Annotated in this window: 21 protein-coding genes; 11 read left to right on the forward strand and 10 right to left on the reverse strand. The window is 45.6% G+C overall.

All coding sequences use genetic code 11. The annotated features are described in order from the left end of the window. Positions 1 to 83 precede the first annotated feature (83 nt). Both MP3633_RS00445 and MP3633_RS00450 read left to right on the forward strand, forming a co-directional pair. Positions 84 to 542, forward strand: coding sequence for a YehS family protein (locus MP3633_RS00445; RefSeq protein ID WP_176334019.1), 459 nt, complete (start codon positions 84 to 86; stop codon positions 540 to 542). A gap of 232 nt (positions 543 to 774) precedes the next feature. Further along, positions 775 to 1,833 carry a hypothetical protein gene (locus tag MP3633_RS00450; protein WP_244959751.1) on the forward strand — a complete coding sequence of 353 codons (1,059 nt, stop codon included), beginning with the start codon at positions 775 to 777 and terminating at the stop codon, positions 1,831 to 1,833. A gap of 67 nt (positions 1,834 to 1,900) precedes the next feature. On the opposite strand, the gene MP3633_RS00455 is transcribed toward MP3633_RS00450, so the two are convergent. The 8 genes from MP3633_RS00455 to MP3633_RS00490 all read right to left on the reverse strand — a co-directional run bounded on the left by MP3633_RS00455 (position 1,901) and on the right by MP3633_RS00490 (position 11,285). Continuing rightward, positions 1,901 to 2,860 carry an AraC family transcriptional regulator gene (locus MP3633_RS00455; RefSeq protein WP_176334021.1) on the reverse strand — a complete coding sequence of 320 codons (960 nt, stop codon included), beginning with the start codon at positions 2,858 to 2,860 and terminating at the stop codon, positions 1,901 to 1,903. Between the two features lie 272 nt (positions 2,861 to 3,132). Next, a complete protein-coding gene (locus MP3633_RS00460) occupies positions 3,133 to 4,185 on the reverse strand; it encodes a peptide ABC transporter ATP-binding protein (protein ID WP_176334022.1) in 1,053 nt (350 codons plus the stop codon). After that, on the reverse strand, positions 4,182 to 5,150 hold the full coding sequence (gene dppD, locus MP3633_RS00465; protein WP_112135860.1) for a dipeptide ABC transporter ATP-binding protein: 969 nt from the start codon (positions 5,148 to 5,150) through the stop codon (positions 4,182 to 4,184). Before dppD ends, MP3633_RS00460 begins: the two co-directional genes overlap by 4 nt. A gap of 11 nt (positions 5,151 to 5,161) precedes the next feature. After that, positions 5,162 to 6,076: a dipeptide ABC transporter permease DppC gene (dppC, locus tag MP3633_RS00470; protein ID WP_112135858.1), complete on the reverse strand. Its 915-nt coding sequence runs from the start codon at positions 6,074 to 6,076 to the stop codon at positions 5,162 to 5,164. Positions 6,077 to 6,085: 9 nt separating this feature from the next. After that, positions 6,086 to 7,096, reverse strand: a complete 1,011-nt coding sequence (locus MP3633_RS00475; RefSeq protein WP_112135856.1) for an ABC transporter permease subunit — start codon at positions 7,094 to 7,096, stop codon at positions 6,086 to 6,088. A gap of 120 nt (positions 7,097 to 7,216) precedes the next feature. Further along, positions 7,217 to 8,809 (reverse strand): ABC transporter substrate-binding protein, encoded by a 1,593-nt coding sequence (locus MP3633_RS00480; RefSeq protein ID WP_112135854.1) that lies wholly within the window; start codon positions 8,807 to 8,809, stop codon positions 7,217 to 7,219. 545 nt (positions 8,810 to 9,354) lie between these two features. Further along, on the reverse strand, positions 9,355 to 10,224 hold the full coding sequence (locus MP3633_RS00485; protein WP_176334023.1) for an NAD(P)-dependent oxidoreductase: 870 nt from the start codon (positions 10,222 to 10,224) through the stop codon (positions 9,355 to 9,357). Positions 10,225 to 10,658: 434 nt separating this feature from the next. Then, positions 10,659 to 11,285 carry an SGNH/GDSL hydrolase family protein gene (locus tag MP3633_RS00490; protein WP_112135851.1) on the reverse strand — a complete coding sequence of 209 codons (627 nt, stop codon included), beginning with the start codon at positions 11,283 to 11,285 and terminating at the stop codon, positions 10,659 to 10,661. 149 nt (positions 11,286 to 11,434) lie between these two features. Here MP3633_RS00490 and MP3633_RS00495 point away from each other — a divergent pair, with 149 nt between their 5' ends. Both MP3633_RS00495 and MP3633_RS00500 read left to right on the forward strand, forming a co-directional pair. Further along, entirely contained in the window at positions 11,435 to 12,868 is a 1,434-nt protein-coding gene (locus MP3633_RS00495) for a coniferyl aldehyde dehydrogenase (protein ID WP_176334024.1), read from the forward strand. Between the two features lie 257 nt (positions 12,869 to 13,125). Then, the gene (locus tag MP3633_RS00500) at positions 13,126 to 14,292 is read left to right on the forward strand and encodes an MFS transporter (protein ID WP_176334025.1); all 1,167 of its coding nucleotides are present in this window, start codon (positions 13,126 to 13,128) and stop codon (positions 14,290 to 14,292) included. Positions 14,293 to 14,417: 125 nt separating this feature from the next. Here MP3633_RS00500 and MP3633_RS00505 read toward each other — a convergent pair whose 3' ends face one another. Both MP3633_RS00505 and MP3633_RS00510 read right to left on the reverse strand, forming a co-directional pair. Next, positions 14,418 to 16,403: a methyl-accepting chemotaxis protein gene (locus MP3633_RS00505; protein ID WP_176334026.1), complete on the reverse strand. Its 1,986-nt coding sequence runs from the start codon at positions 16,401 to 16,403 to the stop codon at positions 14,418 to 14,420. A 196-nt stretch (positions 16,404 to 16,599) separates the two neighbouring features. Further along, positions 16,600 to 17,349 (reverse strand): DeoR/GlpR family DNA-binding transcription regulator, encoded by a 750-nt coding sequence (locus MP3633_RS00510; RefSeq protein ID WP_176334027.1) that lies wholly within the window; start codon positions 17,347 to 17,349, stop codon positions 16,600 to 16,602. A 144-nt stretch (positions 17,350 to 17,493) separates the two neighbouring features. On the opposite strand from MP3633_RS00510, the gene MP3633_RS00515 reads away from it, so the two are divergent. The 7 genes from MP3633_RS00515 (at position 17,494) to MP3633_RS00545 (ending at position 23,619) form a co-directional block, all read left to right on the forward strand. Next, the gene (locus tag MP3633_RS00515; RefSeq protein WP_176334028.1) at positions 17,494 to 18,471 is read left to right on the forward strand and encodes an ABC transporter substrate-binding protein; all 978 of its coding nucleotides are present in this window, start codon (positions 17,494 to 17,496) and stop codon (positions 18,469 to 18,471) included. A 50-nt stretch (positions 18,472 to 18,521) separates the two neighbouring features. Next, positions 18,522 to 20,204, forward strand: a complete 1,683-nt coding sequence (locus tag MP3633_RS00520) for an ABC transporter permease (RefSeq protein ID WP_176336677.1) — start codon at positions 18,522 to 18,524, stop codon at positions 20,202 to 20,204. Beyond that, complete coding sequence (locus MP3633_RS00525; RefSeq protein WP_176334029.1) at positions 20,192 to 21,250, forward strand: ABC transporter ATP-binding protein; 1,059 nt, start codon at positions 20,192 to 20,194, stop codon at positions 21,248 to 21,250. Before MP3633_RS00520 ends, MP3633_RS00525 begins: the two co-directional genes overlap by 13 nt. Further along, positions 21,247 to 22,362: an MBL fold metallo-hydrolase gene (locus tag MP3633_RS00530; protein ID WP_176334030.1), complete on the forward strand. Its 1,116-nt coding sequence runs from the start codon at positions 21,247 to 21,249 to the stop codon at positions 22,360 to 22,362. Before MP3633_RS00525 ends, MP3633_RS00530 begins: the two co-directional genes overlap by 4 nt. After that, the gene (locus tag MP3633_RS00535; RefSeq protein WP_176334031.1) at positions 22,346 to 22,900 is read left to right on the forward strand and encodes a histidine phosphatase family protein; all 555 of its coding nucleotides are present in this window, start codon (positions 22,346 to 22,348) and stop codon (positions 22,898 to 22,900) included. The genes MP3633_RS00530 and MP3633_RS00535 overlap by 17 nt, the downstream gene beginning before the upstream one ends. After that, positions 22,897 to 23,349 (forward strand): phosphatase domain-containing protein, encoded by a 453-nt coding sequence (locus tag MP3633_RS00540; RefSeq protein ID WP_176334032.1) that lies wholly within the window; start codon positions 22,897 to 22,899, stop codon positions 23,347 to 23,349. Before MP3633_RS00535 ends, MP3633_RS00540 begins: the two co-directional genes overlap by 4 nt. A 72-nt stretch (positions 23,350 to 23,421) precedes the next feature. Beyond that, on the forward strand, positions 23,422 to 23,619 hold the full coding sequence (locus MP3633_RS00545; RefSeq protein ID WP_176334033.1) for a hypothetical protein: 198 nt from the start codon (positions 23,422 to 23,424) through the stop codon (positions 23,617 to 23,619). The last annotated feature ends 75 nt before the right edge of the window (positions 23,620 to 23,694 follow it).

Consider the following 23,694-nt stretch of genomic DNA (forward strand, 5'->3'; position numbering starts at 1 on the left):
TCTCAACTCTGTTAAAGTGACAGGTATGAATCTCACAGCCCATTATGTTGATGGCGCTGACACCCTAACACTAGGAATTTACTGTGAACAATAACGATATCTTGCGCCGTCTTCGCTACACTTTTGATCTTAAAGAACTGTCCATTGTAGACATTTTTGCCTCTGCCGATGGTGTTGCCACACAAGAACAAGTGGTTAGCTGGTTGAAGAAAGACGACGACGCAGGCTTTGTTGATATGATCGACTTAGAGATGGCGACGTTTCTAAATGGCTTTATTAACACTAAGCGTGGTAAACGTGAAGGACCACAACCTGAACCTGAAAAGCGTCTAACCAACAATACTATTTTCATGAAACTGCGTATCGCTTTGAACCTGCAAGCAGAAGAAATTTTAGACATCATGCAACTGGCAGAATTTAACCTTAGCAAGCATGAACTGAGCTCTTTTTTCCGCAAGCCAGACAACCGTCATTACTGCGAATGCAAAGACCAAATTTTGCGTAATTTCTTGATGGGGTTGCAAAAACAGTTCCGAGCTTAAATAAGCGTTTTTAAAAGCAAAAAACCGCTCGTGGTTTTTTGCTTATTTCCACTGCCTTCCCTGTCCTCTCTGCGTTTGCGTTTGCTTTTCTTCAAGCCCTCTCTTTTTTTATACTCTTTTCACTCAATGGACAAAGATTGCACTATGTGGCTATTTCATTGAACGGCTCTTTGCGATATTGGCTTCTCATAATAAATATAAATGATAAAAACAGAGTGGTATCAAGATGCTAATGAAAAATAAAATTGCGCAAGCCGTTATCGTTGCAAGCCTTTCCTCTCAAGGGTTTGCTCTAGAATTAGGTGATTTTAATGGCACTCAATTTAGCGTAGGAGGCTATCTTAAGTCCGAAGGCGTTTTTAATAACCCGGATGAAGGAAGCAGCACTTTTGAAGGAAGTGCCAGTCAGTCTCGTTTGAACTTCACAACCAGCCGCACAGAAGGTGACCACAGTCTAAAAGGGTTTATAGAAGGTGACTTTAGAGGTACTTCTTCTGTGTTTCGTTTGCGTCACGCCACGATTACGGTCGATAACTTAACCATCGGTCAAACATGGACAGGGCAGTTTTTTGCCAATGCACCTTTTGATACAGAAATGATTAATTTCTACGGAACAGGTATTGGTACTGTCTCAGGAAACGGTGCGGTAGTAAGGCCAGATCTTGTTGTGCATTATGCAAAAGACGGCATGCGCTTAACGATGCAAGATCCAGTTTATAGCAATGCAAGCACCCCTGATCTAGTCGCGGGTTATACACATCGAACGGCAGAAGGTCATGCGTTTAACGTCACTGCCACTGGTCGTGATGTCGACACAACGCCTTCCGTGACGACAGACAGTGAGTCTAAATTTGGGACGACGTTGTCCTTAGCGACTAAGCTGAAGTTTGGTGATACAAGCGTATCGTTAAGCGGATTTTCCGGTAAAGGTGCAGCAATATACGCAGGCTGGGGCTACAACGGCGCAGCTGGAACCGCCGGATCTTCGGAATTAGACGGTAATGGCGATCTATTAACGGTGAGTGGGTTTTCTGCGGGCATTGGTCATAAGGTAAGCGACAAACTGCGAGTGAACCTGCGTTATGGTCAGGTCACGACCGATGCCTCAAGCCTTGCGGATGACACGCTTAAAATCACAACCGCAAACATGATTTACGCCTATGTTCCTGGGCTTGAGTTTGGTCTAGAGCTACGAGATCAAAGTGCAGCCAGTAATGGTGCACCGAGCGGCAATATAGCAACGCGTCCTGCTGGACAGCAAGTTGAAGTCATGGCGATGTACAAGTTTTAATAAAGAGCACTGACAAGAACACACTGGGCTTTACCCTTTTGCCCAGTTTGTTCTTTTTAGAACCGAATTAAGGTGCAAAATCCCGCAGCGTTTGCGAAGGCAGCTCCCCAATTTGTTCACGGTATTGAGCCGAGAATCTTCCCAAGTTAGTAAAGCCATATTTTAATGCCACTTGCGTCACGTTTCTAATGTGTTCGTTGTTCTTTAATTCGGAATAGGCGCTTTCCAATTTGAGGCGGCGCACATAAACAGAAGGCGTTAGGCCTGCTTCTTTTTCAAAAAGGTTATACAGAGACTTGCGGCTTATTTGGCATACATTGGCTAATTCATCGATCGTGATGTCGGCGGTAATATTATCCAGTACATAATTCCGCAAGCGTCCTATATGGCGATGCACCGACAAAGCCGCAAGAGAAGACTGGTTAAAATTGTTGTTGAACATAGTCAAAATGGCACTATTGAACAGCCTGCAGTAATAGACCAAGGCTCGATCATACAGTGTGCTTTTATCCTGCTGTAACATGTCATTTAGTAAATTAAACAACGGCCCCGTCATTGGGAATACGTTTGTTTTATGCTCGAATTGAATCGGTTCTTTGGTCGAAATATAGCCAAATTTTCGTGCGGTTTGGTGCAAAAAGTCGGTTGGTATTTTGACGATGAGTTTCCGACAGTCTTTGGTGTTATGTGATTCAAATCGAGTGCCGGGCATCACTAAAATGGAGTCGCCTGTTTTTAATGTGCGTTCTTCGTTATTGGATTTACCGATACTCTGACCTGCGAGAATGATGTGTAGGTAGTAGGCATTCGTGCCTTTAGACGCGCGAATCGTGGTGACGGCGCCTGCTTCGTATTCCAAAATAGAAAGCGGTCCGAATTCTTTAAATCTTAACTTTGCAAGCTGCTTCAGAGGCGTACTCTGAATGAAACGATACTCTCCAAATCCCTTGTCCAGTAACACTTTCGTGAGCGTTTGCGAAGAAGCTTCTGCGACCTGAAGGTCGTAGATAGAAAAATCAAACTTCATACTGACACCAATGCATTCATTATTTTTATAAGTTAGCAATCTGAGCAAAGCGTTGAATGGCTTTTCTCAGAGTATAAAGTGTAATGCTTGGGGTGGGGACTTAGTCATCCAATTTAGTGCTGTAGATATCAATTATTGGTATAGTAAACAATATAAATTTATGATGTCTTTGTATTGGCAATAAGGCATACATATAATTTAGCCATAAAAAAACGCCCTTTCGGGCGTTAAAAATTCACTGGGAGTGAATGTCCTTTTCGTGCCGCTGTTGGTTAAGCAGCGCCTTCCACTAAGCTTTCAATACGATTTTCTTCTACCGCATGGCAGGCAATCAAGTGGCCTTGTTCTTGACTTTCATCGCTGTCTAATCTCAATACTGGTGTTTCACTGCTGCAGCGGTCGTTTGCATAACTGCAACGTCCGTGAAAAGCACAGCCAGATGGCGGATTCAGCGGCGAAGGCAATTCGCCTTCCAGCTTGATACGGGTACGGCGTTTTTCTGGCGAAAGCTGCGGCGTGCTAGACAACAATGCCAAGGTATAAGGGTGTTTTGGGTTCTCGAACAGTTGTGCACACGAACCTTGTTCAACCACTTTTCCTAGATACATTACCATCACGTCATCGGCGATGTGTTCCACCACAGACAAGTCGTGGGAGATGAACACATAGCTCAAACCAAACTCTTCCTGCAGATCCATCATTAAGTTCAATACTTGCGCTTGAACCGATACGTCAAGCGCTGACACAGGTTCGTCTGCGACGATGACGTTTGGGTCGAGCATAAGGCCGCGAGCGATGGCAATACGCTGACGTTGTCCACCAGAGAACATATGCGGGTAGCGGTCGTAATGTTCTGTCTTTAGACCCACTTTCGCCATGATAGCGAGAGCTTTCTTTTTGCGTTCAGCTTTAGAAAGCGTGGTATTGATTACCAAAGGTTCTTCTAAAATAGAGCCGATTTTCTTACGTGGATTCAATGAGCCATAAGGGTTTTGGAAGATGATTTGGATCTTCTGACGTAACTTCGCTTGAGCGTCTGCGCTCAAAGTTAGTAAGTCTTCACCTAGGTGAGCCAAGCTACCACTAGTCGGTGTTTCAATCATGGTGAGCATGCGACCAAGGGTGGATTTACCACAGCCAGATTCGCCTACTACTGCAAGGGTTTTGCCTTTTTCAAGATTGAAACTAATACCATCGACGGCTTTCACTACTGCGTTTGGCTTGAAGAGGCCTTGTTTTACCTGATAATGCTGCTTTAGGTTTTCCGCTTTTAAAATTAATTGCTTATCTAATGTATTGTCGAATGAATTGTCGGGTTGGTTCATGTGGATGGTCTCCCTTCACTGTCCAATGGCGTGTGGCACTTCACTTGGCGATCAAGGTCGCCTTGGTTCGCAGGTTCAACCTTGCGGCAATGGTCTGTCGCGTAAGGGCAGCGAGGGCTTAACAAACAACCCAAAGGACGATCGTATTGACCCGGCACCACGCCTGGTAAGGCTTCAAGTCGTGCTTTACCCGCTGCCGATTCTGGTAGCGATGCAAGTAAGGCTTGCGTGTATGGGTGCTTTGGTGTGCTGAATACTTCTGACGCAGGGCCAGATTCAACGATTTGACCAGCGTACATAACAATCACGCGATGAGCGACTTCGGCGACTAAGGCCAAATCGTGAGTAATTAACACCAAACCCATTTGCTTTTGACGTTGTAAATCAATCAACAAGTCGATGATCTGCGCTTGAATGGTTACGTCAAGCGCCGTTGTCGGCTCGTCAGCGATCAATAGACGTGGATTACAGCCAATGGCCATGGCAATCATCACTCGTTGGCTCATACCGCCTGAGAGCTGATGTGGGTAGTTGTCTAAACGTGACTCTGGCGCTGGGATCCCCACTTGAATTAATAGTTCTATGGCGCGCGCTTTCAGTTCTTTTTTGCTACCGCCTTGATGGGTTTTCAAGGCTTCAATAATCTGATAACCCACGGTAAAACAAGGGTTAAGGCTGGTCATCGGATCTTGGAAGATCATCGCAATGTCAGAGCCGGTGAGCTTACGACGTTGCTTTTCTGGCATGGCTTGAAGGTCTTGACCCTCAAAGGTCAGTTGATCGGCGCTGACTTTACCGGGAAAATCGATTAAGCCCATGATAGACAAAGAACTCACACTTTTGCCTGAGCCCGATTCCCCAACGATGCCGAGAACTTCCCCTTCTTCGACCTTGTAACTGATGTTATCCACGGCGCGAAAATTGCCGAAGGTAACGCTTAAATTTTCCAACTGTAACAGTGACATAAAAACCTCTCTTACTGTTTCAACTTGGGATCAAGGGCATCACGTAAGCCATCGCCCATGAGGTTAAACGCCAATACGGTGATCAAAATCATCAAACCGGGGAAAGTAACTACCCACCACGCGCGCTGTACGAACTGCAACGCATTGGCCAACATAGATCCCCACTCTGGGGTGGGTGGCTGCGCGCCAAGACCCAGAAAGCCCAACGCCGCCATATCAAGAATCGCACTAGAAAAGCCAAGAGTGGCTTGCACGATAAGTGGCGCTAAACAGTTTGGTAAAATACAAACAAACATCAAACGCAATGGACTGGCGCCGATCACGCGAGACGATGTCACGTAATCACGAGACATTTCCGACATAGTGGCAGCACGAGTCAAACGCACATAATGCGGCAGCGAGACAATGGAAATGGCGAGCGCAGCGTTGACGATGCTTGGCCCTAAAATCGCCACAATGGCAATGGCCAAAAGCAAGCTTGGCATCGCCAACATGATGTCGACGATGCGCATAATTGCAGTGTCGATCATGCCTTTGAAATACCCAGCCACAAGACCAAGTAAAATTCCTATTACCAAAGACGCGGTAACGGCCACGATGCCAACAGCAATGGAAAGACGAGAACCATAGATCAAACGCGATAAAATATCGCGACCTACGTCATCGGTTCCCAATACAAAAGACCAGTTTCCGCCTTCTAACCACGCTGGTGGTAACAAAAGCGCATCGCGGTACTGATCGGATGGTGAATGTGGTGCCACAAAGTTGGCAAAAATGGCCATGAAGAAAATCAATGCGATAACAATAAGGCCTGCGACTGCGCCTTTGTTGGTGCGAAAATAATGCCAGAACTCTTGAAATGGCGTCATGGGCACTGGCGCAGTGACGACGCCGCTGTCCGTTGACGTTTTTATAGAAGTTGTCATAACGTCTCCTTATCGGCTGTGTCGAATACGTGGATTTACAATGCCGTAAGTAATATCTACTAAGAGATTCACGACAATGATGATACAAGCGACAATCAAAATACCGCCTTGTACAACGGGGTAATCACGACGTCCGATCGATTCGATTAACCATTTACCAATGCCCGGCCAAGCGAACACGGTTTCGGTCAAAATCGCCCCAGACAGCAAAATGCCGACCTGCAAACCGATCACGGTAATGACAGGAATCAAGGCGTTGCGCAGCGCATGAATCACGATGACTCGCCAAGGGGCAATGCCTTTCGCACGAGCCGTTCGAATGTAGTCTTCGCTTAGCACTTCCAACATAGAAGAACGCGTCATACGAGCGATTACAGCCATAGGAATCGTGCCGAGGACGATACTGGGCAAAATGAGATGTGAAACAGCCGAAGTAAACGCGCCAGCTTCATCAGATAATAATGAGTCAATCAGCATAAAGCCGGTGACATCCTCAATCCAATAGGTAACGTCGATCCGCCCGGAGACGGGCGTCCAACCTAGGTTGACGGAAAACACCAGCATTAATAACAGTGCCCACCAGAATATGGGCATCGAGTATCCAGTGAGAGAAAAGGTCATCACCGAGTGATCAATAATGGTTCCGCGTTTAACCGCCGCAAAAATACCGGCGGGTAAACCAATAAAAATAGCAAAGATAGCGGCACAAGTTGCCAATTCTATGGTGGCGGGAAATAGAGTGAGGAACTCTTTCATCACGGGTTCTCGGGTGATTAGAGAGTTGCCTAAGTCACCTTGTAAAACACCGGTTACGTAATGAAAGTATTGAACATACAACGGCTGATCAAAGCCTAATTGGGCACTAAGTTCGGCATGGCGCTCTGCGCTCACACCGCGTTCTCCGGCCATCACTTCGATGGGGTCTCCGGGAATTAAGCGAATAAGGGTAAAAGTCAGCAAGGTTATTCCGATGAAAGTTGGAAGAACGAGGCTTAAGCGACGAAAAATAAATTGGAACATAAAGGACGGGCTCTCTTGCGATGTTATGTGATCGAGCAAGGTGCTCGGTCAACAAAACACCTACTCGCGTCCCAGCGAGTAGGTGTTTTGTAGTCCGAAGGACTTATTTCTAAACGTCTATTATTTGCTTACGTTGTAGAAGTAGTGACCACCAAGTGGATCGATTTTGTAGCCTTTCACTTCTTTACGAATTGGCTCGTACACAACAGAGTGAGCAATCGTTACCCAAGGCGCTTCACGTTTGAAGACAACCTGAGATTCTTCGTACAGTGTCGTACGCTCAGCTTTGTTTGGTGTTTGTTTTGCTTTCAGCAACAGGTTGTTGAATTCTTCGTTACACCACTGTGCACGGTTAGATCCGCCAACGCCGTCACAACCTAGCAATACGTATAGGAAGTTATCTGGGTCACCATTATCACCAGTCCAACCTAGCAATACCGTATCGTGCTCACCTTTCTTAGAACGGTTTAGGTATTCACCCCATTCGTAAGAAATAATTTCGGCTTTCACGCCCACTTTAGACCAGTCTTCTTGCATGATTTCAGCCATACGACGGGCATTTGGGTTGTATGGACGTTGTACTGGCATTGCCCAAATATTGGTTGAGAAACCATCTGGGTAGCCTGCTTCAGCTAATAGTTTTTTCGCTTTCACTGGATCGTATGGGTAATCCACAACTTTCTTGTTATAAGACCACATGGTTGGCGGAATTGGGTTCTTAGCCGCTTTACCTGCGCCTTGGAAAACCGCATCAATAATCGCGTTCTTATTTGTTGCATAGTTTAGAGCTTGGCGAACACGAATATCAGTAAAAGGTTTTTTCTGAGTGTTAAACGCTAAATAACCTACGTTCAAACCTTCTTGGCTCATTAAGTTGATGCTTGGATCAGATTCCATCTGTTTAAGGTCAGCTGGATTCGGGTAAGGCATCACATCACATTCGCCTGCTTTCAATTTCGCATAACGAACAGAAGCGTCTGGAGTGATAGAGAAAACAAGACGGTCGATTTTCGCTTTGCCTTTCCAGTAGTCTTTAAACGCTGTGTAGCGGATCAAAGAATCTTTTTGATACTGAACTTTTTGGAAAGGACCGGTGCCAACTGGATCAAGATCCAATTTTTCAGGCGTACCCGCTTTCATCAGAACATCGGCTTGTTCTTTTGAAAAGATCGACGCAAAGTCCATTGCCAAGTTAGCAACAAAAGGTGCTTCTGGTTGATTCAATACAAATTTGACCGTGTAGTCGTCGACTCTCACCATCTCTTTGATCAAAGTATCCATGCCCATACCGGTGAAGTACTCGTAAGAGCCACCAGATACAGTGTGGTAAGGGTTGTTTTTGTTACCCTGACGATCAAACGTGAAAATGACATCGTCAGCGTTAAAATCACGTGTCGGTTTGAAGTCTTTCGTAGAATGGAACTTCACGCCTTTACGTAAATGGAAAGTGTATTCAAGACCGTCGCTAGAGACGTCATAGCTTGTTGCTAAGCCTGCCTCTGTTTCTGTTGTGCCCAGTTTGAACTCAACCAAACGGTTGAACATGTTTTTGGATGTTGCATCAAAAGTCGTTCCAGACGTGTAAAACGCAGGGTTAAAGCCTTCAGGGCTACCTTCTGAACAATAAACCAGTGTGGATGCAGCGTGAGCAGAAGTGCCAATTGCTCCAGCCGCCATGAGTGCAAGCGTAAGTTTTGCTAGCCCTTTTTTCATTGAAACTCTCCATTAACGTAATTATATTTCGTGTTAAACACGTGGGAAGTCGAATTAAGGTGTTCGTTACTTTTGTGATTTTTTTGGCGGGTAAAGAGCCTTCTTTATTTAATATGAGAAACAAACCCCATCCAAACTCCTAGTTCAAATGGGGTTGTTCTGCCTCATCCTTGAGCCCCCTTTAGCCATAGTTGGTGGAAGATCCACCAAAAACAGCGTCTTTGAAGATTACTCAAGCCTATCTAAATGACCAATCGAAATAACGATATAGCCTATGCGTGGAATGAATACCAACTAACGATAAGAGCCGGAGAGCCTTGAAAACAAAGGTTTTGGCTATAAAGCTGGATTGTAAGAAATGTGGAAAAAAAGAGGGCGTTTTTTTTAATGGGTTAAAAATAACACGCTATTTTGACTATAAAATTCCGATACAGCCCATTATAAGGCCGCGATAAAGAGAATAAAGAAGTGATAAAACAAGGAAGTAATATAAAGAACGCGCTTCGGAGGTTAACCGATACCAAAGCGCGTGATGTTAGGTATGCTTAGGATTTTTTATCGAACGCTTTTACCAATACAGACGTGTCTTGGCGACCTCGGCCTTCTGCCATGAGATCTTGATAATCTTGATCGACGGCTTGAGTAAGGGGCAGCGCTAACCCCATTTTTTCAGCGTGAGCCAAACAAAGACCTAAGTCTTTATGCATCCACTCGATGGCGAAGCCAAAATCAAACTCATCTTTTGACATGGTTTCACCGCGATTCTCTAATTGCCAAGAACCCGCAGCGCCATGTTTTAGGGTATCGACTAACGTAGCGACGTCCAGGCCGGCTTTTTGAGCAAAACGAATGCCCTCTGACAAACCGGATAACACGCCACCGATAAGAATCTGGTTGACCATTTTTGCAATTTGGCCATTGCCGACTGGCCCCATTAATGTGCTGGCTTTTGCATAACAATCGAGTACAGGCTGGGCTTTATCTAAATCGTTTTTTTCGCCGCCAATCATCACCGTAAGCACACCGTTCACGGCACCGGCTTGACCGCCCGAAACTGGTGCGTCCATAAAGAAGAAGCCACGTTCTTGAGCGGCATGATGAAGCTCTTTGGCGACCTCTGCCGAAGCGGTTGTGTGGTCGATAAATAAAGTGCCTACTTTGGCGTTTTGAAAAGCACCATCAGGCCCTAAATACACCGCGCGTAAATCGTCATCGTTACCCACACAGGTTAAAACAACGTCGCTGTTTTGAGCGGCTAATGCTGGCGTATTGGCGAACGTGCCTGTGTGTTCTTCGCACCACTTTTGGGCTTTTTCAGATGAACGATTATAAACAACAACAGTGTGCCCCGCTTTGCTAACGTGTCCTGCCATTGGGTAGCCCATAGTACCTAGTCCGATGAAACTGACTTTCATTGTTTTTTCCTTTTGTCTTGGTTCGTTATTACTAGATCATACGGATTTACTCGTTGATTACGAGGTACAAAAAATACGAATATCAGGCATACAGAAGGGTGTTTTTTAGTGTTTTTGCACGATTTACTGGCATTTTTATTGATATTTGGATAAGGACGATTCGCCTAAATCTCCTGTGGATAAGTTTGTGCAAGAAAATTTAGACGATGGATTATTTCATTAAAAAGCGAGTATTTGTAAAGAATCGTGCATATATCATACGATTTTCATTCTTTCCTTCTCGGTTGCAAGTTATTGCCTGTTTTGTCAAGGGCTATAAGCAAGATTATGGGAAGAGAATACATCTTAAAAATCTAATATTTAATGACTGATTATATTTCCATCTTTCATTGAAATTAACTTGATTTTATAAAAAAGCATTTAAAAACAATAAATTAGCTCTTTATTGTATCTTTTATAAGCATATAAACCGCTTGGGCGAGTTGTTCATTTGCTTTTGTGTCTAAATGCACGCCATCAGCCTCACTGGGCTGTAAAACGCCAGCCGCATTAAGGAAAATGCAATGGTTATGAACGGCAATATCTTGGTAGTGTTGATGAAAATGTTGTGACTTTTCAACGGCTCCGTCAAAACTCTCCGCCATAACGCCCGTTGGGGATAAAATATTTGGCGGAGCGATCACTACAAGGCTTGGGTGAGGAAAATCGTGAGAATCTGGCATTCTTGACTTCTCGATCAGTTTCTCGACGCCTTTTGCTGCTTCGAAGGCGCCAACATGAAAGTGCCGCTTCAGATCATTGGTTCCCAACATTAAGATTAAAATATCGACAGGACCAAAGGTTTCTAATGCCGCTTGGAGGTACGCTAAGCCATTTCTGCCTTCTAAGAAGGGGTCATTCCAGAGAGTGGTTCGTCCCGGTAAACCGAAATTAATGACTTGATGCTGACTGCCTAATAACCCGTTTAAGAGGGCAGGCCAGCGCAAATGTTTAGGGTAGCGTCCTCCATTAGGAATACGTCCCCAAGTGAGAGAATCGCCATAACATAAAATAGTCGCCATGATTTGCTCCTTGCATTCTTTGTGAGTCATTAGATAGTGTAGTTAATGAAGCGCAGGTTTGATCAATAATCGTCGCCATAAAATAGAGATTGCACAATGCGTATCAGGGTTTGATCATAAAATAATAATGCACATAAGAAGAGGTCATAATGACAGCAACCGTTTCACCTTCTTTTTCTTCTAAAGATGAGATTCACTTGGCGTATTTTCGGCTGAAAAATTTGACTCAGCAAACCCCTTTTCCAACGCTAGAAGAGCGTCGGCAATGTTTGCAGCGTTTACAAGCGGCGTTATTGGTTAATGAAGAGCCTTTGTTAGACGCTTTGCTGGCAGACTTTGGACACCGTGCTCCGCAAGAGTCTAGATTGCTTGAGCTCATTCCCCTTATGGGAGAAATAAAACACGCCAAACGACATTTATCGAAGTGGATGAAGGCGTCTCGTCGGCGTGTACACATTAGTACGCTGCCAGGGAGCGCTAAGGTGCTCTATCAACCAAAAGGTGTAGTAGGAGTGATCTCACCTTGGAACTATCCTGTCTTACTGTCTCTGGGGCCTTTAGTGGGGGCGTTGGCGGCGGGAAATCGAGTGATGATGAAAATGTCGGAGTTTTGTCCAGAAACGAATCGCGTGTTGCGTGACATAGTGGATCAATCACTTGGTGAGAATTGGGTCGAAGTCGTCGAAGGGGAAGCTGAAATTGCCAACGAATTTAGCCAGTTGGCGTTTGACCATTTATTGTTTACCGGCTCGACCTCAGTGGGTCACATTATTATGCGCAACGCTGCCAAGCATCTAACGCCAGTCACATTAGAATTAGGCGGTAAATCGCCTTTGCTTGTGGCGCCTTCTGCTGACTTAAAAGACACCGCGAAAAAGTTAGTGTTCGGCAAAGTGCTTAATGCAGGACAAACCTGCGTCGCACCCGATTATGTATTTTGTCATCATGATCAAAAACACACCCTAATTGATTATATAAAGCAGGAACTGGCGGCGTATTATCCTGACGGTGTATTGAGCTCGGATTACACCAGTTTGATTAACGCCCGTCAGTTGGACCGCCTGAAAGGTTATTTAGACGAAGCGCGAGCCGCTGGTGTCGAATGTGACAATTTGATGCCGCAAGGGCCGGTAGAAAGTGATGGAAAACTGGCCTTTCATATCGTTCATCAGCCAGGTGATGAATTAAGCGTGATGCAAGACGAGATATTTGGGCCTGTATTGCCGATTTTGACGTACTCCAATATGGATGAGGCGTTGTCTTATATTCAGCAAAGACCTCGACCTTTATCTATGTACTTATTTACGCAACAAAGTGACGATCAGACGCGATGTGAAGAACGAATTGTGAGCGGCAGTTTGGTGATTAATCACACGCTCATTCAAGTGGCGCAAGCGGATTTGCCTTTTGGTGGTATTGGGGCGTCTGGAATGGGGGCGTACCATGCTGAAGAAGGTTTCCGCACTTTCTCTCATAGTAAGTCCGTACTGCGTAAGCGTGGGCCAAATACCTTAGCGTTACTACGACCGCCTTATCGACGAAGAATGCATAAACTGATTGCCAAATACTGGCCTTTTTTATGAGGCTTTACTCTAAAGCACGTTAACACTTTTAAGTTAAACCAGTGAGGTGCTGTCTGTACTCTACTGGTTTTTTCATGCCCTTCTTTTGCTGCCTTTATTGTATTTTTACCTTTAATACAACCTCGTTTAGCTTTAACGAATGTTAACCATTACGTTAAATACAGTTCATTTCAAAAGAATTTATGTGGCTTTGTTGGTTATTTATACTCTTCATTCAATTATCAACTCGATAATTTTAAGGAATGAAATCATTAATAATGATCAAAAAGTATGTGTATCCCTCCTTGCTTGTGCTTGTTCTATTTACGGTCACTTTTGCCGTCAATTTACAAGCTCCGTTATATGGCGTATATGCTCAAGAAAGTAATGTTGGCTCCGTTGCTGTCACCATTGCATTTGCCGCTTATGTGGCAGGGTTACTACCGACGTTACTTTTCCTTGGAGGACTGTCTGACCGTGTAGGACGAAAGGGGCCAATTATTATCTCATTGGTCCTAGGTATCGCCGCAACGGCGTTGTTAGTGGTGTCTCCAAGTTGGGCCAGTCTTTTTGTTGCTCGACTGTTGCTTGGCGTTGGTACAGGGTTAGCAACAACGTCTGGCGCCGCTTATATGACAGAGCTAGTAGGTGAAAATAAGGCGGGCACTGCAACTGTTCTTGTTACTTCTGCCACCTCTCTCGGTTTTGGCAGTGGGGCATTAGCGACGAGCTTTAGTCTTAGTTTATACGGACCAACTCTTTTACCTGTTAGTTATATTGTTCTTTTTATATTGGGAGCGGTGCTCATCATGGCATCAGCTATGATGCCGAAGACGGATAAAACAAAAAATCTTTCATTGTTTAGATTACCTGTTTTTCCTTCAGGAACATGGGTATATGGACTCGCTATGATGCTATCTTGGGCGACAACAGGCATGATCATTGCCGTCGTCCCTTTAGAGCTTAAGGCATTGAAATTAGACCAGTGGATTGGACTGGTTATTTTTCTTGGGATATTTGTAGGCTTTCTATGTCAACCTCTAGCAAGAAAAATAAGCTCGTTTAAGTCGCTCTCTCTAGGCCTTATTTTTATTCCTGTCGGTTTTTTTGTGATTATATTAGGGTCTGTCACTTCTTCAATTTCTTTAATTCTTATTGGCTCTTCTATCACCAGTGCGGCAAGTTACGGCTTTCTCTATCTTTCTGCCTTATATGAATTTGGTTCTAGGGACCCTAAAAATAGAGCGAGAGCCACGGCTGACTTATTTATTTATGCTTACGCTGGTTTTTCAATTCCTGTCGTTCTTAGTGGTGTATTAGCCGATCTTTTTGGTGTGATAGTTGCTATGAAAATATTCATGCTCTTTATCACCATTGTGACGGTTTTTATTTTGATGTTATGTTTTTTCAAAAGAAAACATTCCAGTTTCAATGTTATAAAATAAATTCTCTCCCAATAGTTGGGTGGCATATTATTCGCACCTTCTCTAGGGTGTTGACCTCTTCTACGACAATAAAAAAGCTCATGATGTTGCCATCATGAGCTTTTTTCACGCTTCTGTTTGAGTGTTTATTTTAGTTCGTTGAGTCGATTTGCAATCGCATCGATTTCTTTACTCATACGACTAAGGTGACTTGAGTCACTGGCATTGCTGCCTGTCAGTTCCTGCAATCGAGACACAAACATACTCAAATCCTGAGACACTTTTTGTTGTTCCCCAGCGGCTACGGAAATTTGCGTTGCTTGGTCCGTAATTTGCGAGAACGCATCCACCACCTGCTGTAAATGGCTTGCTGTTGATTCTGCGGTTGTTACGGCCCTTTCTGTTTCACTGTGACCAAGCTCCATTGAGGTAACAGATTCTTTAGACGCTATTTGTAAGCGGCCTAGTACCTGCTCAATCTCGACCGCGGAGCTTTCACTTTTCGCCGCAAGATTTCGAACTTCATCAGCCACCACTGCAAACCCACGACCCGTTTCACCGGCCCGTGCAGCTTCGATAGCGGCGTTTAGTGCCAATAAGTTAGTTTGCTCTGCGATATCTCGGATCACGCCTAACATGCCATTGGCGCGACGACTGTCTTCATCGAGTTGGAGGATGTTTGTCTGTGCTTGTTTCATCGCACTGGTTAATGAACGCATGGTTTCAATAACCGTATTCATTTCTTTACCACTGTTACGAACGTCCTTATGTATCCGCTCAACGGTAACTTTAGTTTCGTTGGCGTACATGGCGACATCATGAGAAGTGGCACCGAGCTGTTCAGTCGCCGCGGCAAGCGTGATATTTTCATCGCTCAAACTGTTGGCTTTGCTTAAAAAGTCGTTACTAAATTTGCTTAGACGACCCGCATCACCCACTAGGTTCGCGGACTCTATGTGAATCTGTTCAAGCAATTTTTTCAACTTATCGCCATAAGCGTTAACGGCTTGACGTAAATCGCCCAGTTCATTCAACTTACCAACAACCAACTCTTGAGTACTGCCACCATCGGCTAGGTCTTGGATTTGCTGCGTCGTTTGATTGACCTTACCCAGTAAGCTGCGGAAAAAGGAAACGGCAATGATGCTAACAATGATTAACAACGCGCCGATCGTTAGCATAAGGAACCACCCCATATTCTGGGCCGTTTCTATCATGCGAGCTTTGGGAACGACTAAACCAATCGTCCAACCTGTTTGAGGGTGTTTGAATAAATCAACATAAGCCGCACCACCCAAGATCTCATCATAATCAAGAGAGACGACTTGTTTGCTACCGGTCAGCTTAACCAGCGCGGGTTTCAACCAAGGTAATTCGCTTCCAAGTTGGTTTGCGGTCAGCATGCTGCCATCATTTTTGACTAAAGCGGCTTGGCCTTTTGGAAAACTTAATACTTGCCCCGTTTGGTCAATAGCGAATACATAACCTTGATTTTCTGTGCCATATTTTTCTAGCGTTTTCGTGATGCCATCCAACATCATATCGACAGTGGAGACTCCGGTGAATTTACTGTTCTCTTTCATTGGAATCGTACAGGTCACCATTGGAATGTTCGTGACAGGGTCAATGTAGGCTTCAGACCATGCACAAAGCTTAACCGATGCGGTTTTACCGACTTTGTACCAACCTTCGTTATGATACCCAGACCCTGCTGGGTCATTATAATCATCTAAATAGCTCATTTTAGAACCATCGCGGCCCCAGAAAAAACTGCGACGCTCTGTTCCCTTATTAAAAGCAGAGGGCTCGGGCCAAATACCACCACCAGCAATGCTTTTGTCGTCGTGATTGTTAATAATGCTAGGAAATACTTTTTTGAAGAGGGCTTCATCTTTAGGAAGCTGAGAACCCGCGATAGCCAGTGTGCTGGTGAGAAGTTGAATTTTTTCCAGCTTCGCGCTGAGTAGTTCACTTAATCCTTGTTGGTTAACGGCTATTTGTTTTTGGCGTTCATCGGTTAGATCGGGCTTTACTTTTACTTCAATGACGAGATAAATACTGGCTAGAGCGAGTAAAAGAATAACGACTAAGCCTATACCTATCTGCTGACTGATTCTAAGGGGGGACTTCATAAAAACCTCAATCTATACAATATATGTACTAAGACAATAGTCTGATACAAAGACCGAGAGCAAGTGCATTTTTACACAATTCGAGATTGCCATGATTTGTTATCTAGAATAGGTCAATATGGATGAGCGTGTTATCACTGACTCAACATGTTTTTTGCTTAATACAGTATTTCAATATCCTGATAACTGAAGGTGCTTAATACAATATTTCGACGCCCTGATAAGTGAGAGTGCTTAATAAAGCAGGTGCAGGTTGTTGGTCGGTGATGACGCAATCATAATCGCTCATTTTCCCCCACAAACAGCGAGACTCCGTATCGAATTTGGTGCTGTCGATCACCAAAATACGATAGTGGCAATGTTCTACTAACGCTTCTCTGGCCATGACTTCTTCGTCGGTAAAATCAAACAAATGCCCTTGTTTATTGGTTGCCGCGACGGAAAAAATACCAATGTCGGCGCGATAACGCTGGAAAAAACGCATGGCATCTCCGCCAATCACATCTTGGTCGCGCATTCGCACTCGACCGCCTGAAATCGTCAGCTCGCAATCTGGGTGTTCACATAAGTTGCGCGCGGCATGCAGATTGGTCGTCATTACTTGTAGACCTTTGAACGGTGCGAGTTGGCTAGCCACTTCAGCAACACTTGAACCGCTGCCGAGAAAGATCGATTGATAATCCGCAATCTTGCTCACACAAAGGTCGGCAATATGCTTTTTGCCTGCGGCATGGCGAATCCGTCGTTGGTCAAAACTGATATTTTCGCGATGAGGAAACGGAATTACTTCGCCGTGGCTACGCAGTATTAGTCCTTTTTCTGCTAATAATCGAATGTCCGAACGAATGGTTTGCACCGAAACCGAAAACTGGTCTGCGACGGCTTGTAATGTCTGCCGCCCTTGTAAATTCACCCATTGGACAATGTCATAGTGGCGCTTATTCATAGTGATTCAGTCTCTTTTATTGTGTTTTTTCGAGATGATTTTCGAAACGAAAGAAAACCACCATTAAACGAAAACTTTTTGTCACTATAGTGTCAAATTATGTCGGTATTGTTGCAGCTCCCTTACCAAAAAGAGAGTTTCCCAATGACCGTCAAGAAGACTTTATTGATATGCGCAGCGGCACTTGCTTTTCCTCTTTCTGCGCAAGCTCAAGAGACGTTGACCCTGTACACCAGTCAGCCAAACAAAGACGCGCAAATGACAGTGGACGCTTTTGAAGCGGCAAACCCAGACATTAAAGTGGAATGGGTTCGCGATGGCACCACGAAATTGATGACTAAGTTGCGCGCTGAATTGTCTTCCGGCGTGGTGAAACCTGATGTGTTGTTAATCGCCGACAGCGTGACCATGGAATCCATGGTGTCGGACGGTTATTTAGAATCCTATTTAAGCCCTAATCGCACACAATACGAAGACAGCTTATACAGCGACAAGGGTTATTACTACGGCACAAAATTGATCACGACGGGCATTGTGCGTCATCAAAAAGCACTACAACAACCAACCGATTGGTCGGATCTGGTGAAGCCTGAGTATAAAAATCAAGTAGCGATGCCAAGCCCTTTGTATTCTGGCGCCGCGCTGATTCACCTTGCGACGTTAACGGATGACAAATCGCTGGGTTGGAATTACTACGAGCAATTGCATGCTAATCAAATGAAAGCACAAGGTGGCAACGGTGGCGTATTGAAAGCCGTTGCGTCAGGTACAAAACCTTATGGTGTGATTGTGGATTTCTTGGCAATTCGCGAAGCAGCGAAAGGCTCGCCAATCGAGTTTATCTTCCCTAAAACGGGCGTAAGCATGGTGACGGAACCTGTTGCCATTATGAAAGGCGCGAAAAACAAAGTGGCCGCGAAGCGTTTTGTTGATTTTCTATTGTCCAAAGACGGCCAGCAGCTGGTATTGGAGCAAGGTTATTTGCCCGCACGTGGTGACATCGGCGTCCCAGCCGGTTTTCCTAAGCGTGACGCGATTCGTTTGATGCCATTCGATGCGGCGAAGACACTAGAAAACAATGAAGTGAATAAAGCCCGCTTCAGCAAGATCTTTGAAGGTTAAGCAGAATGACACCTTCTTTGTTAAAAGCACGTGTGATGGATGGATTGACGATGGACAGCCAGCTTCGCTGGTTGTCCATCGGACTCTTCATATTGATTGCGACCTTGAGCGTCGTGCCCAGTTTGCGCTTGCTGGTGGAAGCGCTAAGTCATGTTACCTTTTCGGCATCATCACCTTTGGCAGAAGTATTACGCAGTGAGCGTACTTGGGTTGCCTTGAGAAACAGTTTTTATACGTCTGGTTTAGGCACCTTGATTGCGGTGATTCTGGGTTGCGGTTTTGGCTTTATTGTCACCTTGACGAACATTCGTGGTCGCGCAATTTGGGTGTTTTGTTTCATGTTGCCGATGATGATTCCACCTCAAGTCACGGCGTTGAGCTGGTTACAATTGTTTGGTCCTGCGAGTCCTATTTTAAACACCTTGGGCATTGCGCCAGCGTTAGGCAGCCCGCAGCCGATGTATTCAGCAGAAGGCATTGCCTTGTTGTTGGGCATCCAAAGTGCGCCTTTGGTGTATCTCGCGCTTCGAACGCAACTCATTGCATTACCGCAAGACTTAATGGAAGCCGCACAGCTGGCGAAAGCGTCTCAGTGCCGAGTTTGGTTCGACATCATCGTGCCGCTGTGTCGTAGTGCGATTATCGCGGGTGCCGCATTGGCATTTGTTTCGTCGCTGGGTAATTTTGGTATTCCTGCGATGCTGGGTATTCCCGCCGGTTACATTGTTTTACCCACTTTGATTTATCAGCAAATGGCGGGATTCGGTAACGATATGCTGAGCCAAGTGGCTGGGCTGTCGATGATCATCGCTTTATTGGTGTTGGCGGGCATGTTGTTACAGCAATGGTTACAGCAACGTAGCCGTTATGCCTTGTTGGGTCACACAGCCCAGTCGATTTCGTTTCGGTTACAGCGCTGGCGTTTGCCATTGGAAGTACTGTTGGCCTTGGTACTTTGCTTTATTTTGGTGGCGCCTTTGTTTGCTTTGGTCGTCAGTTCGCTCGTGCCTGCTTTGGGCATGTCGCTGACGTCCGACACCATTACCTTGTCTGCATTTTACGAGATGATCAGCCGCCAAGGCGTTACTTCAAGAGCGTTTGAAAACAGCGCCTTCTTGGCCTTCTCATGCGCTTTGGTGTTGATGCTAGTGTCCTTACCTTTGGGCTATTTGTTGATGCGTTTACCAATGCGCACCAGAGCTGTGATTGCCAGCTTGATCGAAGTGCCTTACGCCATCCCCAGTATTGTTTTGGCGATCGCCTTTATCTTGTTGTTTGCCAAGCCATTACCTTTTATCGAAGTGAGTTTGTACGGCACGTTGGGGATTATTTTCTTGGCGTACCTTTCTTGCTTTTTGAGCGTGTGCTTGAAGCCAGTGTTAAGTGCGATGTCACAGCTAGACCCAGCATTAGAAGAAGCCGCTCAGCTTGCTGGTGCAAGACCAATACAGCGTTTGATCGACATTATTTTACCTCTTACAGCACCGGCTTTTTTTGCGGGTGGATTATTGGTGTTTCTCATCTCGATTAATGAGCTGACGGTGTCGGCTTTGTTGTGGAGTGCGGGTAACGAAACCTTAGGCGTGCTGATTTTTAACTTAGATGAAAGTGGCGACAGCGTACTGGCTTCTGCCATTGCCGTGCTGGTGGTGTTACTGGTTGCAGGGCTGATGAGCCTATTGAGCTTGTTTGCTTCGCGTCTGCCAAAAGGAGTGATTCCATGGCACGATTAATATTAGACAACCTACATAAATCTTTTCATGGCGATCCCGTTGTTAAAGGCTTGAGTTTGACCATTGAACCGGGCGAGTTTGTCGCGCTGCTTGGTCCGAGTGGCTGTGGTAAATCGACGATTTTAAGAATGTTAGCGGGATTTGAACCCGTTTCAGACGGACAAATTATTCACGGTACGGACTGTCTTTCGAGCGCAAAGCGACATGTTCCCACCGAAGATAGAAACTTCGGCATGGTTTTTCAATCCTACGCACTGTGGCCGCACATGAGCGTAAAAGACAATGTCGGTTATCCGCTTAAGGTGCAAAAAATCCCTGCCGCCGAGCGCAATCGACGCATCCAAGAAGCGTTAGAGATCGTTCAGCTTGAAGACTATGCCGATCGATTACCAGCGCAGCTTAGCGGCGGACAACGTCAGCGTGTGGCATTGGCGCGAAGTTTGGTGACTGAACCGGATGTGGTGTTGTTTGACGAGCCGCTGGCGAATTTAGATCGTCATTTACGTGCCACCATGGAAGAAACCTTTCGAGCGTTTCACAAGCGCACCGGAGCGACCATCGTTTATGTGACTCATGATCAATCCGAAGCCATGTCGTTGGCGGATCACATCGCGGTATTAAACAAAGGCCAACTTGTGCAATGGGGAACGCCACAGGAATTGTACGCCACGCCGAAGAACACTTGGCTGGCGAACTTTATTGGTCGAGGTTCCGTATTAAACGTGGAAGCGATTGCGCCACAGCAATACATTAATAGCGCCGATTTACATCGTTTGATTGATGGCTATTTGCCACAAACAGTCTCCAGCAATGTGTTGGTTCGACCGCAAGATATTGCGTTTGTTGATGCGAGCGCCGATGTGGCGAATTCAAAACCGCTCGCAGTGACCGTTCGCCACTGTATTTTCCGTGGAGAGCGTTATGACATCGAGTTAATGCTAAACAATGGCCAGACGTTATCGGCCTACAGCGATGTGCCGATGACACTTGAAAGCGTGCATCATGTGCGTCTTGGGCAAGCTTGGTCGCTTGAGAGTGAATCATGAAGGTCTGCGTTGAGATTCTCAGCGGCGCAGGTCGAAAAACGGCGGCGGCTATTTTGATCACTTATCAAGCGTCACCTCACGCTCGAACGCTGCGTTTTTTGCTCGATGCTGGTGGCGCGTTAGAAGCAGGCGAAGCCAAAGGCTGGACACAACCTGACAATCTCGATGCTATTTTCATTTCCCACGATCACCAAGATCACATGGGCGGATTAGACGACGTAGATATCAAGGTACCGGTTTATGCGACCTTGTTGGTGCAGCAACAGCTGCCGAGTCATCTGAATCTACAGACCTTGCCGGTTTGCGGCACGACGGTGGTTGAAGGCGTTGAAGTCACCACTGGTTCCGCTGGGCATTCGTTTGGCGGCATTTGGCTACACCTTAATATTGGGAAGGGGGTGTTTTACAGCGGTGATTTCAGTCTGGAATCTACCCTGTATCCTTTCACCATGCCGCCGAAAGCCAGCATCGCCTTGCTCGATGCATCCTATGGTTTATATGACAATTCGTTAGAGCAATGCAAAAGTGCCTTGGTGAATTTCCTTGGCGATGAACGAGCGTTGTTGATGCCGGTACCACAAAGTGGACGCGCGTTAGAAATTGCCTGTTGGCTCACATCCTTTGGTTTCGATGATTGGACTTTAGGCGAAGATTGTTTGTCGCCAGAGTCCGCTTTGGCGGCACCAATAGAAGGTATTTGCACCGAGGTTCGTCCTATCTTAGAACGCATTAAGAGTCAGCCGTTTAACCCAGATGCCAAGGTGGTGTTATGCGGTGATCCCGATGGCATGAGCGGCGAAGCGGCGGTGTTATTACAGCAGCCCGAGCGTTATTTACCCGTTTATACCGGACATCTTCCTGAACACGCCCGACAAGCCGTCAGCGAAGACAAGGCGCATTTTGTCCGTTGGAATGTGCATCCGCGTAAGCGAGATTTAAAGCGCCTTGTCGATCATCTTGAGTGCGATGTGTGCTCGCCGCTCTTTCATCACATGAAAGACCTAAATGAATGGAAAACCGCCCTTGGTTCTAGTGTGACGTCACAGGCAAATATTACACAGACTTATCTTTCACAGAGCAAAATTGAGCAACATTATGACGTTAACCCATAAACCCTTTGTGTTCGCACGCCACGCTCAGAGTACGTTTAATGCTAATTATCTTATTGGTGGTTTTACTGATAGTCCGTTGAGTGAAAAAGGCGTTCAACAAGCCCAACAAGCGGCGCCGATTCTAAGTGTTATTGAGTGGAGCGCGGTGATTACCAGCACACTACAACGCACACAACAAACCGCGCTTCATGCAGTGCCAGAGCAAGCTATAGTGCCTTACGAACAGCTTAAAGAGCGCAATTGGGGCGATTTAGAAGGTTGTCCGATTGAGCAGCAACTCGCCTACGAAATTACGCCGCCTAATGGCGAATCTTGGCAAGACTTTGAAACGCGCGTGATCAGCACGCTAAACACCATTTTAAGTGAACATGATTGGCCGTTAATCATTGCGCATTCAGGCGTGTACCGCGTGTTGAACAATATCATTAATGGCACACCGTATTGCCCCAGAATTGGCAACGTGACCCCGATTTCTTTCGTTCCCAGCCAAGATGAAAACGGCTGGACTATTACCCCATTTAAAGGAAAAGTTTTATGATGCCAAACGCCGTTATTGTTGATTTAGATGGCACCCTTGCTGAATTTGATCACACTCAAGTTGCCCATTGGGTATTGGGTGCTGAAAAACACTGGGACCCGTTCTTCGAACACATGAAGCATGCGCCAGTGATTGAAGATATATTGCGTTTGGTGAATATTCTCAAGCAACAAGGTCAACATATTTTGATTTGCAGTGGTCGCCCAGAATCTCATAAACAGCACTCGCTTGAATGGATTCAAAAAAACAATATACCGTGCGATGGCATTTATCTTCGCCCAGAAGGCGCCGATGCCGTGCCTGATGAAGAGGTGAAAAAAGCCTTGTTAGAGCAAATTCATGCGGATGGTTTTTCCCCTTGGTTGGTGTTGGATGATCGCGATGCCGTCGTTAAAGGTTGGCGTAATTTGGGACTGACTTGCTTACAGTGCGCGCCGGGGGACTTTTAACCGCTGCGTGCGGTAGCTTTTTTGACGTGCTAACCTTTCCTAAATTCAAATCGGAAAGGTTCACTTCGTACCATGAAAATTCTATTCCCAATTTTGCTTATTGTGGCGGTGGTTGGCTGTAGTAAAAAAGAGTTATACAGCAATCTACAAAACAACCATGCGCATTCTTGTCAGCGATTAAAGTCGAATCAATACGATGATTGCATGAGTCAATACAATGACTCGTACGAGGACTATACCCATAAGCGAGAAGGGACATTGGGTAAATAGAGCAATGTATTCTAGTGTTTAGCCATGTGTTCATGCTCGCGCTAGCATGATGGATTTGTCTTTGGAGTCGTGTCC

Source organism: Marinomonas primoryensis, assembly GCF_013372285.1.
Taxonomy (GTDB): Bacteria; Pseudomonadota; Gammaproteobacteria; order Pseudomonadales; family Marinomonadaceae; genus Marinomonas; species Marinomonas primoryensis.

Excerpts from the sequence above, each read along its gene's own strand:
- MP3633_RS00450 (WP_244959751.1), top strand. The coding sequence starts at position 775 with ATGAAAAATAAAATTGCGCAAGCCGTTATCGTTGCAAGCCTTTCCTCT.
- MP3633_RS00455 (WP_176334021.1), bottom strand. The coding sequence starts at position 2,860 with ATGAAGTTTGATTTTTCTATCTACGACCTTCAGGTCGCAGAAGCTTCT.
- MP3633_RS00460 (WP_176334022.1), bottom strand. The coding sequence starts at position 4,185 with ATGAACCAACCCGACAATTCATTCGACAATACATTAGATAAGCAATTA.
- dppD (WP_112135860.1), bottom strand. The coding sequence starts at position 5,150 with ATGTCACTGTTACAGTTGGAAAATTTAAGCGTTACCTTCGGCAATTTT.
- dppC (WP_112135858.1), bottom strand. The coding sequence starts at position 6,076 with ATGACAACTTCTATAAAAACGTCAACGGACAGCGGCGTCGTCACTGCG.
- MP3633_RS00475 (WP_112135856.1), bottom strand. The coding sequence starts at position 7,096 with ATGTTCCAATTTATTTTTCGTCGCTTAAGCCTCGTTCTTCCAACTTTC.
- MP3633_RS00480 (WP_112135854.1), bottom strand. The coding sequence starts at position 8,809 with ATGAAAAAAGGGCTAGCAAAACTTACGCTTGCACTCATGGCGGCTGGA.
- MP3633_RS00485 (WP_176334023.1), bottom strand. The coding sequence starts at position 10,224 with ATGAAAGTCAGTTTCATCGGACTAGGTACTATGGGCTACCCAATGGCA.
- MP3633_RS00490 (WP_112135851.1), bottom strand. The coding sequence starts at position 11,285 with ATGGCGACTATTTTATGTTATGGCGATTCTCTCACTTGGGGACGTATT.
- MP3633_RS00495 (WP_176334024.1), top strand. The coding sequence starts at position 11,435 with ATGACAGCAACCGTTTCACCTTCTTTTTCTTCTAAAGATGAGATTCAC.
- MP3633_RS00500 (WP_176334025.1), top strand. The coding sequence starts at position 13,126 with ATGATCAAAAAGTATGTGTATCCCTCCTTGCTTGTGCTTGTTCTATTT.
- MP3633_RS00505 (WP_176334026.1), bottom strand. The coding sequence starts at position 16,403 with ATGAAGTCCCCCCTTAGAATCAGTCAGCAGATAGGTATAGGCTTAGTC.
- MP3633_RS00510 (WP_176334027.1), bottom strand. The coding sequence starts at position 17,349 with ATGAATAAGCGCCACTATGACATTGTCCAATGGGTGAATTTACAAGGG.
- MP3633_RS00515 (WP_176334028.1), top strand. The coding sequence starts at position 17,494 with ATGACCGTCAAGAAGACTTTATTGATATGCGCAGCGGCACTTGCTTTT.
- MP3633_RS00520 (WP_176336677.1), top strand. The coding sequence starts at position 18,522 with ATGGACAGCCAGCTTCGCTGGTTGTCCATCGGACTCTTCATATTGATT.
- MP3633_RS00525 (WP_176334029.1), top strand. The coding sequence starts at position 20,192 with ATGGCACGATTAATATTAGACAACCTACATAAATCTTTTCATGGCGAT.
- MP3633_RS00530 (WP_176334030.1), top strand. The coding sequence starts at position 21,247 with ATGAAGGTCTGCGTTGAGATTCTCAGCGGCGCAGGTCGAAAAACGGCG.
- MP3633_RS00535 (WP_176334031.1), top strand. The coding sequence starts at position 22,346 with ATGACGTTAACCCATAAACCCTTTGTGTTCGCACGCCACGCTCAGAGT.
- MP3633_RS00540 (WP_176334032.1), top strand. The coding sequence starts at position 22,897 with ATGATGCCAAACGCCGTTATTGTTGATTTAGATGGCACCCTTGCTGAA.
- MP3633_RS00545 (WP_176334033.1), top strand. The coding sequence starts at position 23,422 with ATGAAAATTCTATTCCCAATTTTGCTTATTGTGGCGGTGGTTGGCTGT.